This is a genomic window from uncultured Veillonella sp., assembly GCF_938010505.1.
GTDB lineage: Bacteria > Bacillota > Negativicutes > Veillonellales > Veillonellaceae > Veillonella.
Window position 1 is genome coordinate 1 of sequence record NZ_CALLVP010000118.1, and the last position, 14,224, is coordinate 14,224.

General features: G+C 40.1%; 6 protein-coding genes and 1 pseudogene. 3 read left to right on the forward strand and 4 right to left on the reverse strand.

The genetic code is table 11. The features are described from left to right. Positions 1 to 1,286, reverse strand: a 1,286-nt coding sequence (brnQ, locus tag Q0507_RS07325) for a branched-chain amino acid transport system II carrier protein (protein WP_298714538.1), incomplete at its 3' end; no start/stop codon positions are given. Between the two features lie 210 nt (positions 1,287 to 1,496). Next, on the reverse strand, positions 1,497 to 3,500 hold the full coding sequence (locus tag Q0507_RS07330; protein WP_298714540.1) for a molybdopterin-dependent oxidoreductase: 2,004 nt from the start codon (positions 3,498 to 3,500) through the stop codon (positions 1,497 to 1,499). 582 nt (positions 3,501 to 4,082) lie between these two features. On the opposite strand from Q0507_RS07330, the gene Q0507_RS07335 reads away from it, so the two are divergent. Together Q0507_RS07335 and Q0507_RS07340 are read left to right on the forward strand one after the other, a co-directional pair. Beyond that, positions 4,083 to 5,222: an Ldh family oxidoreductase gene (locus Q0507_RS07335; protein WP_298714543.1), complete on the forward strand. Its 1,140-nt coding sequence runs from the start codon at positions 4,083 to 4,085 to the stop codon at positions 5,220 to 5,222. A gap of 295 nt (positions 5,223 to 5,517) precedes the next feature. Continuing rightward, on the forward strand, positions 5,518 to 7,155 hold the full coding sequence (locus Q0507_RS07340) for an L-lactate permease (RefSeq protein WP_298714546.1): 1,638 nt from the start codon (positions 5,518 to 5,520) through the stop codon (positions 7,153 to 7,155). 90 nt (positions 7,156 to 7,245) lie between these two features. Here Q0507_RS07340 and Q0507_RS07345 read toward each other — a convergent pair whose 3' ends face one another. Then, positions 7,246 to 7,530, reverse strand: coding sequence for a PepSY domain-containing protein (locus tag Q0507_RS07345; RefSeq protein ID WP_298714548.1), 285 nt, complete (start codon positions 7,528 to 7,530; stop codon positions 7,246 to 7,248). Between the two features lie 303 nt (positions 7,531 to 7,833). On the opposite strand from Q0507_RS07345, the pseudogene Q0507_RS07350 reads away from it, so the two are divergent. Continuing rightward, positions 7,834 to 9,021: pseudogene (locus Q0507_RS07350) on the forward strand (multidrug effflux MFS transporter). Between the two features lie 771 nt (positions 9,022 to 9,792). Here the strand turns inward: Q0507_RS07350 and Q0507_RS07360 are convergent. Next, positions 9,793 to 14,049 carry an acyl-CoA dehydratase activase-related protein gene (locus Q0507_RS07360; RefSeq protein WP_298714556.1) on the reverse strand — a complete coding sequence of 1,419 codons (4,257 nt, stop codon included), beginning with the start codon at positions 14,047 to 14,049 and terminating at the stop codon, positions 9,793 to 9,795. Between the last annotated feature and the right edge of the window lie 175 nt (positions 14,050 to 14,224).

The following is a 14,224-nucleotide window of genomic DNA, read 5'->3' on the forward strand; positions in this document are numbered from 1 at the left end:
AAGCCTAATACCGCAAAGCTTACCCAGCCCATACCAGCACTTTGAAATGGAATATATTGAGCAAAGAGCTGTTCCAAAGCTGTAGGTGCAATACCTGCAGTTTCAAGACCAGTCATGAGGGCAGAGATCATTGTGAAAGCCATAGTCCATGCATATACGCAACGACGACCACCAAATACATTATGAAGAAGTGCCAACAAGATGATTACGATAGTCAACGGATACAAGAGCATCAACACAGGAATTGCTGCACTGATGATTGTTTTCAAGCCAAACATACTAAGACCAAACGCCGCTACAGAGAAAATTACTACATACAATTTGTAGCTAATCTTTGGAGTCAGCTTATGGAAGTAAGTACCGCAAGAAGTGATAAGACCAATACTTGTAGACAAGCAAGCCAAGAGAACGATGATAGCCAAGATGATTTGACCGAACTCACCGAACAAGTAGTTAGCACTTACGGACAGTACAGGCGCACCTGTATCAAATAGACCAAAGCGTTCAACGCTTGTAGCACCAATGTTAGCGATAAATACATACACGATACCAAGAAGGCCTACCGCAATTGCACCTACCTCCATTACTGTTTTTGTAATCACAGCACGAGAGGTAGCCCCACTAAGGCGTACAAAGTCGATAACAAGAATAGCAAATACTACGGAAGCTAAGGCGTCCATTGTATTGTAGCCATCTAGGAAACCTTGTAATACAGCTGTTGGTGCATCACCATATGCCGGTTGTGGCACCGCATAACCACCAAGTGGAGTAATAAAAGATTTAACAATTAACAACAGAATTACAAGTAGTAAAGCTGGTGTCAAAATATTGCCGATACGATTAACAAGCTTTTGCGGGCTAATGGATAACCACAAGGAAATACCAAAGAATAATGCCAAGAAAATTGGTTCCATATTCATACTTAAACCTTCGGTAAAAGGTTTAATTGCGATTTCATAAGCTACAGTACCAGTACGCGGCGTCGCAAACATTGGACCAATACTCAAGTATAAAGAAATTGTGTACAACAAGCCATAAATCGGATGAACACGACTTGCAAGTTCTTCAACATCTTTACAGGAGGAGTAACCCATCGCTGCAACACCTAAGAGTGGAAGGCCTACACCAGTTAATACGAAGCCGAGCAAAGCCCAACCTACATTATCACCAGCTTGTTGACCTAAGGCCGCTGGGAAGATCAAGTTCCCTGCCCCAAAGAATAGGGCAAATAACATCATGCCTATAGCCAGATAAGCACGGGTCGACAGATTGTCGTTACCATTCATAAATGTAACCCCCTTTAGGTTATATAAAAATAATATTATTATTATAATCTAAAGGGGCTAACGTATACAAGAAAAATATCCTCACTATTCTATATCCGTATAATGTTATTCCCATAAGTAAAAGGATTTAATTTTTAAATATAGCTGTAAAAACATGTGACATCACACATCTTATACATATTTGTTCATGATATGGTAATAAACTATTATCTATGAAAGGTTTCTTATATGAACTTGCACATCATAGAAGGTACTACCCCAACCTTGATCTGTGGGACGAGCTGCGGTAAGCGCATTGATTGCCACGTGAGGATCACTCGATTGAGATTGCCACCATACACCTAGTGTTACCAATGTCCCTCTCTGTACTTCATCGTCGTAGTATGCTTTAATTTTTACACTGCCACGATCGTTATAGATTTCTACCTCAGCACCATCGTTTACATTATACATTTTTGCATCTTCTGGATGGATGCGAAGTTTCATCAACTCAGGATCATTAAAGTCTAATTCGCAGAAGCTAGAGTCCAAAATTCGAATATCATTACCAATTATGAGCCAAAACGGTGCATTGTCACCATATGGAGGCATATACCGAATTAACGGTTCTACATCCTGCGGATTATATAATTCAATTTTTCCAGACGGTGTTTTGAAATCCATCTTATAACTTTCAGGTACCGTCATCTCCACAGGCTCACCATTTAAAATCAAATCTTGATCATCTTTAGATATACGACTTGAAGTCCGCACAATTTGTTCAATAAGATCTCTTTCACTAAGGTCAAAAAAGTCATCCTCCAACCCCATGCGTTTTGCTAACTCAGCGATAACTTGCCAGTTGGAACGGGATTCACCGATTGGCTCAATCAACTTGTACCCCGTACCAATTGTGTAATGACCATAAGAATTATAAATATCATCATGCTCCACAGATGTTGTGGCTGGCAAAATAATATCCGCATATTTACAGGTATCCGTAAAGAAACGCTCGTGTACGACTGTAAATAGGTCATCACGCATCAAACCTTTACGAACTATATTTTGATCCGGTGCGGTAATGGCAGGGTTTGTAGAAAACACATATAAGCTATGAATCTTAGCGCCTTTTGGATTTGTGAGCATTTCACCCAGTTTAACCATCGGCATCAATCGTTTAGCTGGTGCATGAACCTGCGCCTGTTGCATCACTTCTTTACCAACAAATTTACTACCACTTGCACTCGATAGTAATCCACCTCCAAGATGTTGCCACGCCCCAACCACTGCAGGTAAAGCATTAACAGCACGGCATGTCATAGCACCATTGCCATATCGAGATAGTCCACTACCGAGACGAATAAACGGCGCTTTTGACTTTGCGTAAACATGAGCAAACTCAGTCATCCGCTCCACGGAAACACCGCAAATATCAGATGCTTTCTCCGGCGTAAACTCAAGCAACACATTTTTTACCAGCTCATCGTAGCCTTGGACATGTTCCTTAATAAAATCTGTATCCGCCAAACCGTCACGATGAATGATATGGAGCATACCTAATGCTAGTGCCCCATCACTACCTGGTTTAACGTAAATATGCTCATGAGCTTGGCTAAAAGTATAGGTTTTATGAGTGTCGATAATCCAGACCCGAGCCCCCTTCTTTTTCGCAATGTTCACATCATGTAAAATATGAACATCTGTGGCTGTCGCATTTATGCCCCACAAGACGATAAGATCACTATGTTGCGCCTCTTGTGGTTTGATTGCCAAGGTATCACCATAAACAGAGCGGAACCCCGTCTGTTTGGCAGGAGAACAAATACCTCGGTCTTGGTCTGTAGCACCAATGCGACGGAAGAAATAATCTGCCGCAGGACTCTGAATAACCCCCATTGTCCCCGCGTAAGAGTAGCGCAAAATACTTTCACTACCATATGTAGCAATGGTATCCTTAAAATTGGTAACAATTGTATCAAGGGCCTCATCCCAACTAATACAAATATATTGATCTTCACCAATTCCTTTTTTACCGACACGCTTCATCGGGTGCTGTAAACGCAACGGGGAATGAATTACTTTTTCATAATGTACCATCTTAGGACATAACGTACCTCTTGTGAAAGCATGTGCTCTATCCCCTCGAACAGATATTACTTTATTATTATCGACTGATACAATGAGTCCGCATGCATCAGGACAATCGTAAGGACATACAGATTTATATTCTTTCATGATAAGCACCTCGCTTATAAATTGTATAAACTATAGGATGTATATTTATATTATAGTATAGTATCGCTTGTATAAGTATAACCTTTTACACATCTTCTGATTCTAAGAGGTTTTAGAACTAATTATTTTTTGTATATCAATGCATCCGATTATCACATTACATTTATGACCTCATCACTTATTTTTATATGAGTAACTGAACATTTCAAGTTTTATCGATATCTATCTATTATCATTCTTTCCGACCTCCTAAACAGATATACTAATAAGTTCTATAAAAATACCAAAATTCTCCAAAAAAATCATGCAATCATTACTAAAAGTCATAACCATATAGTTTTAGGTATAATCAGACATTTTAATAGTGTCGTATAGATAATGTGACAAAAATCACCGGTACGTATGCATATTTAGTAATGTCGTTCAGACTGTAAGACTATTCAATCTCACTAATTTCTGTGCTATACTGACATTGTCATTTGAGAGGATATAGAGCTACCCTTAGAGTCATGTTATTTTCATGATTCTTTTAGAATGTAGTCCTTATATCAGGTACATATTTTCTGAAAAGAGGTTTTAACGATGGCAGACGCAAAAAACACTGTGTTATTCCCTTATGAAACACTAAAAAAATTGAGCATGGATGCTTTCCAAAAATTCGGTTTCTCCGAAAAAGAAGCTGACATCATCCAAGACGTGCTTTTGACTTCCGACTTGTTCGGTATTCAAAGCCATGGTATGCAACGTATGGTTCGTTACCACAAAGGTATCACTAATGGCTTAATCAAAATCGACGCAAAACCTGAAATCGTAAAAGAAACTCCAATCTCTGCAGTTATCGACGGTCATGACGGCATGGGTCAAATCTTGGGCCACATGGCTATGGAAATGGCTATCGAAAAAGCGAAAAAATCCGGTGTTGGTATCGTATCCGTACGTAACTCCAACCACTACGGTATCGCTGGTTACTATGCTAAAATGGCATCCGACCAAGGCTTAATCGGTTTCTCCTGTACTAACTCCGAAGCAATTATGGTTCCTACATATGCTCGTAAAGCTATGCTTGGTTCTAACCCTATCGCTTGGACTGTACCAGCTGATCCTGTTGACTTCTTCTTCGACTGCTCCACTACAGTAGTAACTCGTGGTAAACTTGAAATGTACAACAAAATGGGCAAAGCTACTCCAGATGGTTGGGCTGTTAATAAAGACGGCGTTCCTTCCACTGATGCAGCTGAAGTATTGGGCAACATCTCCCGTCATGAAGGCGGCGGTATTCTTCCTTTAGGTGGTGCTACAGAAGTTCTTGGTGGCCACAAAGGTTATGGTAACGGCATGATCGCTGAGTTGTTCTCCTCCATCCTTTCCCAAGGTGGTACTTCCAACAAATGTATGATTGGTGGCAAATCCAATATCTGCCACGGCTTCATGGCTATCAACCCTGAATTCTTCGGTGACCCTGCGGAAATCAAAAAACACTTCTCCCAATTCTTACAAGAATTACGTGAAGCACCTAAAGCTCAAGGTCAAGATCGTATCTATACTCATGGCGAAAAAGAACATGAATCCGTTGAAAAAGTTAAAGCTGAAGGCATCCCAGTACTTAACGGTACAATGCTTGAAGTTCAAGATCTTTGCAATGAATTAGGCCTTGACTTCAAATCCTACTTCGGCGATTATGTACCAGAAGCTCCTGCTACAATGTTCAAAGGTAACTACTAATACCTGAACTTAGTAATGGCCCTAACAAGGACTTGTAGTTAGTACAGAAGGGGACATAAACACTGTTTATGTCCCCTCTCTTATATTTCTAACCTTATAACTTATGAGGTTAAAAATTTTTAAGTACTATATCAATTTTTGCGATAAGTATATCTGTTATTTTATTGTAACTTTACATTTTAACTGAACTTTTACAACTTAATATTATAGCGATTTACTCATCAATTTATTTGATTAAACTACATCGTCCTGTTGAGCATATATTTTTGTTTTACTTGAAAGGATGATCTTAGAAATGAGTGCTATCACCGTTCTATTAGCGCTATCTCCAATCATTTGGTTGATTGTAGCGTTATCCATCTTGAAATTACCTGCATGGCAAGCAACAAGTGTTGCTGCAATCGGTTCTTTCATCATCGCTATTACAGCATTCCAATCTGACCCATTCATTATGGTCACTGGTGCCCTTGAAGGTGCCGCTTTGGCAATTTGGCCAATCCTATTAGTTATTACAGCTGCTATCTTCGTTTATAACTTGGTAGTATATACGAAAGCAATGGAAACTATTAAAACCATGCTTTCTTCTGTAACATCTGATACTCGTGTACTTGCATTACTACTTGCATGGGGCTTTGGTGCCTTCATGGAAGGTATGGCTGGCTTTGGTACTGCTGTTGCAATTCCAGCTGCTATGATGGTTGCCGTAGGTTTTGACCCACTAAAATCTATCATCGCATGTCTCGTTGCGAACTCCGTACCTACAACATTCGGCTCTATCGGTATTCCAACAACTACATTGGCATCCTTGACGAGCCTTGATCCAAGCCACTTGGGTACATTCATTTCTGTACAATTATTCTTACTTAACCTTATCGCACCATTCTTCGTTGTTATGATTATTGGTGGCGGTGTTAAAGCGTTAAAAGGCGTATTCCTTGTAACATTACTTTCCGGTTTAGCATTAGCTGTTCCTGAAACTGTAATCAATGCAGTAATGGGTCCAGAATTATCTGTAATCTCTGCATCCATCGTTATCATGGCAGTTATCATTATTTGTGCAAAAATTATGCCGCCTAATGATCCTGAATACGCAGTTAAACAAACCGGCGAAGTTCCAAAAGTTTCCGGTGGTGAAGGCCTTGTAGCGGCTATGCCATTCATCTTGATCTTCGTATTATTGTTATTAACATCCAAATTGTTCCCTGCAATCAATGGTCCACTTGCGTCCATTAAAACATCTGTACCTATTTACCAAGGTCCTGGTGCAAAACCTTACACATTCGTATGGATTGCAACACCTGGTATCATGATTTTCATCGCTGGTATTGTTGGTGGTTTTATCCAAAGAGCAAGTGCTGGCGAAATCTTCGGTACATTGGGTAACACAGTTAAAAACTTGAAGTTTACATACCTTACAATCATCACAGTTGTTATGACAGCTAAATTGATGACATACTCCGGTATGACTGCAGACATTGCGAAAGCAATGGTTGCTGGTACAGGTTCCTTGTACCCTCTATTTGCTCCTATCGTAGGTGCGTTGGGTGCCTTCTTAACTGGTTCCGGTACAAACTCCAACGTATTGTTTGGTCCACTTCAAATTGCAGCAGCTCAAGGCTTAGACCCTACAAGCTGGGAAGATCTTGGCTTCTGGTTAGCAGCTGTTAACTCCGGTGCAGCTGGTATCGGTAAAATGTTGTCTCCACAATCCATCGCGATTTCCATTGGTGCCGTTGGTCCTGCTTTAAAAGCATACCTCGATAACCATAAAGAAATCAGCGCTGAAGAAGCTCGTAAATTAGAGCATGAAATTGAAGCAAGCGTTATCATGAACACAGCGTTCAAATACTTTATCGTATTCATTGTAATGCATGGCTGCATTTCCTTCTTCGGTCAACATTTCATCCATCAAATCCACAGTATTTTCTTCTAAGATACTGTTAAAAGGTAAACAAAAAGAACAGCTCATACGAGCTGTTCTTTTTTTGTAATGATGTTTCACATTTTTATTCTATTTTTTTAATTAATAGTACTTGCGTTCTACTTCCCATTTTGTGAAGGTACCGCAAGCTGCATCGATTTCAAACTCATACTCATAACCATTGTAACGAATTTCACCTTCATATTCCAAACGACCATGATCATAGTCATGCCCAAATTCAGTTACATTAGCTTGTGTTGCTCCTGGCACACGTGCTAATGCACTATTTAATGCCTCTTGCTCACTGATACCTTGAGCAGATGCAAATGCTGTTACTCCTACAGCTGCCACAGCAGCCAATACTAAGGCTTTCATAAATTTTTTCATAATAAACCTCCTATATACGATAAACTATATTGAATTTTTTAGATTTAGTCTATACATTAATTTTAATCTATAAAACGAAATATATCAAACTCAAGCTTTTGATATATAGAACACCTAATATTCCTTTATATTTCGCTATAATTTATGTGTATATAAATTATTTTTATAATGAGTTTTGTAGTTTTATAGAATTTTTTTATTAATCATGATATAATAATAAATCTAACAACAAAAATTTAATGCAGTCTGCGAAGCCCGATTCGCAGGCTTTTATTTTTCCCATATTACATATAGGAGGACTTTATGACACAAGAAAGTTCTGCCAAGGTTTCATTTATACTGGTAGTGTTCCTTGGTTTATTAACTGCCATCACACCACTTGCAACAGATTTATATTTACCAGCATTACCAATTATGCCTAGTGAGCTAAATACATCTGCATCCAATATTCAAATGACCATTGGTGTGATGACCTTTGGCGTTGCATTAGGTCAATTATTTGGAGGTCCTATTAGTGATACTATGGGCCGCAAGTTTCCTCTTATAATAGGCAACTTACTTTGCGTTATCTCTAGCATAATCTGTGCTTATGCACCAAGCATTGAAATACTTTTACTAGGCCGCTTTCTACAAGGTTTAACAGGATCTGTGGGCGTTGTAATTGCTAAGGCCATCGCTCGAGATTTTGCATCTGGTCAAGAATTGACTAAGCTCTTTGCATTGCTCATGATGGTTAACGGTTTGGCACCAGTAATCGCTCCGCTCATCGGCGGTCAATTATTACTATTCACTACATGGCGCGTTATCTTCGTTATTTTAGCAATATTTTCTACTATTCTATTAGTAGGATCTCTTCTCTTTCGTGAAAGCTTACCTAAAGAAAAACGCGTTACAGGTGGCGTTGCAACTGCTACAAAGAACTACATTACGCTTATTAAAGATAAACGATTCCTGGGGCAAACACTAATTCAATTCTTTGCTTTCGGTGGATTCTTTGCGTATATCTCAGGTTCATCCTTCGTATACCAAAACATCTTCCAACTATCTGCACAAGAATTTAGCTATCTCTTTGGTATCAATAGTTGTGGTATTATCTTAGCCAGCGCTATCAGTGCCCGTTTAAGTAATGTTATAACGGTTCGCTAACTACTCACATTTAGCTTATGGCAACTAACAATCGGCTCCTTGCTATTCTTAATAGCTATGCTTTTCGAATGGCCACTTATTCCTGTAACGTCCATTCTATTCTTTACCGTATGTACAGTATCTCTATTTGGCTCTGCCTCCTTCTCTATGGCAATGGCTAAATACGGTAAAATGGCTGGAAGTGCCTCTGCAGTACTAGGCTTTGCTAGCATGTTCTCTGCAGGAATCGTATCTCCATTAGTTGGTATTGGTGGGGAATATACGGGAGTCCCAATGGGGATTACAATGCTAGTATGTGCATTGCTTTCCTTATTGTGCTTGTATAGTTTAGTAGGTAAAGAATAATCTCTTTTATGGACTTGTATGCGCCCCACAATGGGGCCCGATTACAACAGAATAATATTAGTATATAAAACCGATACCCCTTTCCTTGCTCAGAACGTTACTACGTTCCGTAAAATCGCTTCGGAAAGGGGTATTCTACTTATATTAACAATTGCTTTGGAGGCGTCCCATTGCGGAACTACATTTAATATCTCTAAGATGGCTATATCTTTGCTTCAATCGGCTAAGCACAATAACGGAAAGCGCAGGCTCAACTGATTGTAGGGAGCAAACTAAGTCGTAATGGGGCCCCGTTACAATAGAATAAATTTAGTATAAAAATAGCTCTACCTTCTTCTTGCTCAGTACGTCACTTCGTTCCGTAAAATCGCTGCGAAAAAGGTGGTGCTATTTTTATTAGTCTTTACTATGAATGAGTCCCATTACGATATAAGAGCATCAATGTAAGTACCTCGACACATGTATTATACATAATTTTAACTTGGCACTATTCTTTTTCTATACTAGTAATATGCAGTTGTATTCGGGCCCCATTATAAAATGTAAGAGATCTTATCGCTTATTCACTAACTTCCATCCCATCTCCTCTCCACTGCACTAGTTATATTTTCAATGGGACAGCTTCAAGGTGTATATAGAAAAGAACACAGCCCTCTCTGCAACGATTTTACGAAGCGTAGCGCCGTACTGAGCCAAGAGAGGACTGTGTTTTTTCTATACTAGTGTTATGTAGTTGTCACGGGGCCCTATTGAAAATATAACAGAGCACCCTTATTCAAACATTGTCGATAGTAGTAGTTTTAATCGATTTGCTTGGTTTACCGCACTGGATCCTGGATCGTAGTCGATAGCCGCAATTCGCACGTCTGGGTAGGCAGCGGATAGTGTTTTCACCATACCTTTACCTGTTACGTGGTTCGGCAAACAACCAAATGGTTGTAAGCATACGATTTGTTTAGCCCCTTTTTCGATGAGGTCGATCATATCGCCTGTGAGGAACCAGCCTTCACCGCATTGGTTACCAAGACCAATGAATTGAGCTGCTTCTTTAGCCACTTCTGTCATACGTTGTAGAGGATCAAAGTTTTTAGACGCCGCTACAGCTTTAGCGTATGGCAAGCGGTATAGTTCAAGGGCTTCACGAGCCAATGTACCAAAGAAGCCTGATAGCCATGTACCATCAAGGTGTTTCGCACGATAAGTGCTATCCATTGCACAGTACAAGAAGAAATCTAGCAAGCCAGATGTAACGACTTCGCCGCCTTCCTTTTCAATGAGTTCATTAATATGGTTGTTAGCACTTGGGTGGAATTTAACGTAAATTTCCCCTACAACGCCAACCCGAGGTTTTTGTACGTCTTTATTGACCGGCAAGTTATCAAAGTCATGGATGATTTCTTTGATGTACTTATTGTACTGACGAAGACTTGCAGATGTAATGTTTTCACGGACCTTTTTAAGCCAGTAATCACATAATGCATCGGTAGAGCCAGGGTTCTTTTCGTATGGGCGTGTAGCCAATACGCATTGCATGATAGCGTCCCCGTATACTACGGCTTGAATCATGCGATGTAAGAAGCCTTTTGTCAATTTGAAGCCCGGTTGACGTTCCATATCGCTCGCATTGAGGGATAGGATTGGCACTTGTTTCATACCAGCATCAATCAATGCTTTACGTAAGTAACCGATATAGTTTGTAGCACGACAACCACCACCAGTTTGAGAGATGATAACAGCAGTCTTCTCTACATCATATTTACCGGATAACAGTGCGGACATAAGCTGACCTACAACAATAATCGCAGGGTAACATGCATCATTATTGATATATTTCAAACCCACTTCAATATCATCACGCGTAGGCGCTGGCAACATTTCAAAGTCATATCCTTCATTTTTGAGAACTGGCTCTAAGAGGCTAAAATGCAATGGTGACATTTGTGGTACCAAGATTTTATAAGTCTTACGCATTTCTTCTGTAAAGACAACTCGATTGTAGTCGTAAGTTGGTAATTTCTCTACCACTACCTCTTCCGGCGCCTCAGGATTATGATGACGACGCAAACTACGTTCCATTACAGATTGCAAGGATCGCAAACGGATTGTCACGGCTCCAAGGTTTGTACCTTCATCGATTTTGAGCAAGGTATGGATTTTGTGGTTTGCTGAAAGTATATCTTTTACCTGATCTGCTACGATAGAATCCAGTCCACAACCAAAGGAGTTAAGCTCTACAATTTGGAATCCTTCAGTTCTACTTACAAATTCAGCGGCACGATATAGGCGACTATGGTATGACCATTGGTCTACAACGCGTAAATGCTTGATTTCATTGCCTAATGGGGCAACGCCATCTTCTGTAAGAACAGCCATACCAAGAGATGTAATAAGTTCAGGAATACCGTGGTTAATACCGGAGTCTAAATGATATGGACGGCCAGCCAATACGATTGTCGGAATTTGTTCTGCCACAAGGCGAGATACAGTTTTCTTCGTCGTTTCACGGTAGGAAGCTTTACAGTTTTCTTGTTCTTCCCAAGCAAGGTCTACAGCCTTAGCAATATCTTTCTTCTTGAGGTCCAAGAAATCCAATGCTTTCACAAGAGCCGGAACAAGGGATTTTTTATCAGCTAACGGCAAGAATGGTGCGTGGAACGGAGTATCTCCCAATACCTCTTGCATATTATTTTTGATAAGTTCTGGATAGGAAATAACCATTGGACAATGGTAATTATTGTCGCGACTAAATTCCTTAGGGCCATGTTGAATACAAGGGTACCAAATAAAGTCTACCTGTGCATTCGCTAAATCTCGAATATGACCATGTACAGCTTTTGCAGGATAGCAAGCTGTATCGGATGGAATTGTATCGATAGCCTTATTGTATTGATCCTTAGTCGTATAATCTGAAAGGATTACTTCATAACCCAAACTATTGAAGAATGTGAACCAGAATGGGAAGTCCTCATACATGTTGAGAACGCGAGGGATACCTACACGCATTTTACCTTCAAACTCAGGAATATTTTTCTTCAAGTAGTAATCAAAGTAACGACGTAATTTTACGTCTACCAAGTTAGGAACTGGCTTACGCTTCTCTTGGATCATATCGCCAGCACCGCGGTCACAACGGTTGCCAGTTACGTACGTACGACCATCGGAGAAAGCGTTAATAGTAAGCATGCAATTATTTGGGCAAAGACCACAATTGCGCATTGTCGTAGATACTTGTAAAGAATTAAGGCCTTCACTATCTAGCAATGTGCTTTCACCCTTTTGTAACTCTTCCGCCGTTTCTGCTGCAAGAAGAGCCATACCGTATGCACCCATCAACCCAGATACATCAGGGCGAATCACCTCTACGCCCATCAATTTCTCAAAGGCACGCAAAACGGATTCGTTATAGAACGTACCACCTTGTACAACGATATGATCGCCTAATTCTTTAGGATTTTTCACCTTAAGAACCTTATAAAGGGCATTTTTAATTACAGAATAAGCAAGACCTGCTGCGATATCTTGTACCGTAGCACCTTCTTTTTGAGCCTGCTTAACCTTAGAGTTCATAAATACGGTACAACGAGAGCCTAAATCGATTGGCATAGGTGCCAATAATCCTTCTTTTGCGAATTGATCGATAGGAATTCGTAGCCCCGATGCAAATGTATCAATAAAAGAGCCGCAACCAGAGGAGCAAGCTTCGTTCAACACGATATCTTCGATATACCCATCACGAACCTTACAGCATTTCATATCTTGACCGCCAATATCCAAAATAAAGGATACATCAGGGCAGAAAAAGCGGGCCGCACGATAGTGAGCCATCGTTTCTACTTCACCGATATCGATGCCGAGAGCGCGTTTAAGAAAGGCCTCGCCGTAGCCGGTTACGCCAGAGTGTGCAATATAGGCACCTTTTGGCAATAATTCATATATTTTCTCGATGATTTCACGAGATTTTTCTAATGGTTTACCATGGTTAGGACCATAATGAGAGAATATAATTTCCTTATTGCTATTGATAAGAACTACCTTAAGTGTAGTAGAACCAGCATCAATACCAAGGTAGCAAGGACCTTGAGCATCCTCGATATTCGCCTTTGGCGTTACAGCCTTAGCGTGACGAGCACGAAAATCTTCTAATTCTTGTTCATTCTTAAATAGCGGATCAACACGGTCTGTAGCTTCCATGGGAATACCGATAAGTGCACCGATTTCCTTTGTCAATTGGCCAACAGTAATCTCGCGGCACTCATCTTTCATCAATGCCGCCCCTAAAGCAATGAACAATTCACCATTCTCAGGGATAATGCGATGCGCTTCATCTAGCTCTAAGGTATCGCAAAAGCATTGGCGTAATTCAGACAAAAATGTCAACGGACCACCAAGGAACGCTACATTACCTTCGATTTTATGCCCGCATGCAAGGCCAGCAATCGTTTGATTTACAATTGCTTGGAATACAGATTTTGCAATATTTTCATGAGATGCGCCTTGGTTTAACAAAGCTTGTACGTCTGTTTTAGCAAATACGCCACAGCGTGCCGCAATTGGATAAATCGTATCAGCATTCATGGCTAATTGGTTAAGGCCAGATGCATCTGTCTGCAATAAAGTCGCCATTTGGTCAATAAAAGCACCCGTACCACCAGCACAGGAGCCATTCATACGATGTTCTGCAGTTTGACCTAAATACGTAACCTTCGCATCTTCACCACCAAGTTCGATGATAACGTCTGTCTCTGGATAGAGGGCTTTCACAGCTCGCGTTTCAGCAATAACCTCTTGTACGAATGGGATGCGCACCTTTTCGGCCATAGCCATCCCACCAGAACCAGTAATACATACATGAACAAGAGCGTCTTCATGACCAACTTGAGCCTCTTGTAACAAGGTATATACTGTGTCCAATATGTTTGCATAATGGCGTATGTACTTTTTATACAAATAATTATCGTGTTCGTCCAATAATACAACTTTAACCGTTGTAGACCCCACGTCAATCCCCATGCGTAGCATGTGCTGCATAAATACCTCTCTTTTTAACAACCGTATGACCACCTAAGTGACCATACTTATTTTTGTGAAAGTCTCACATGTAATATGTACAACATATATAATGTACTAAGCATCTAAAATAAACAATTAAATTAGATAAGGATATAATACTTTCACCAAAATATCTAAATTTTTAAATATCCTA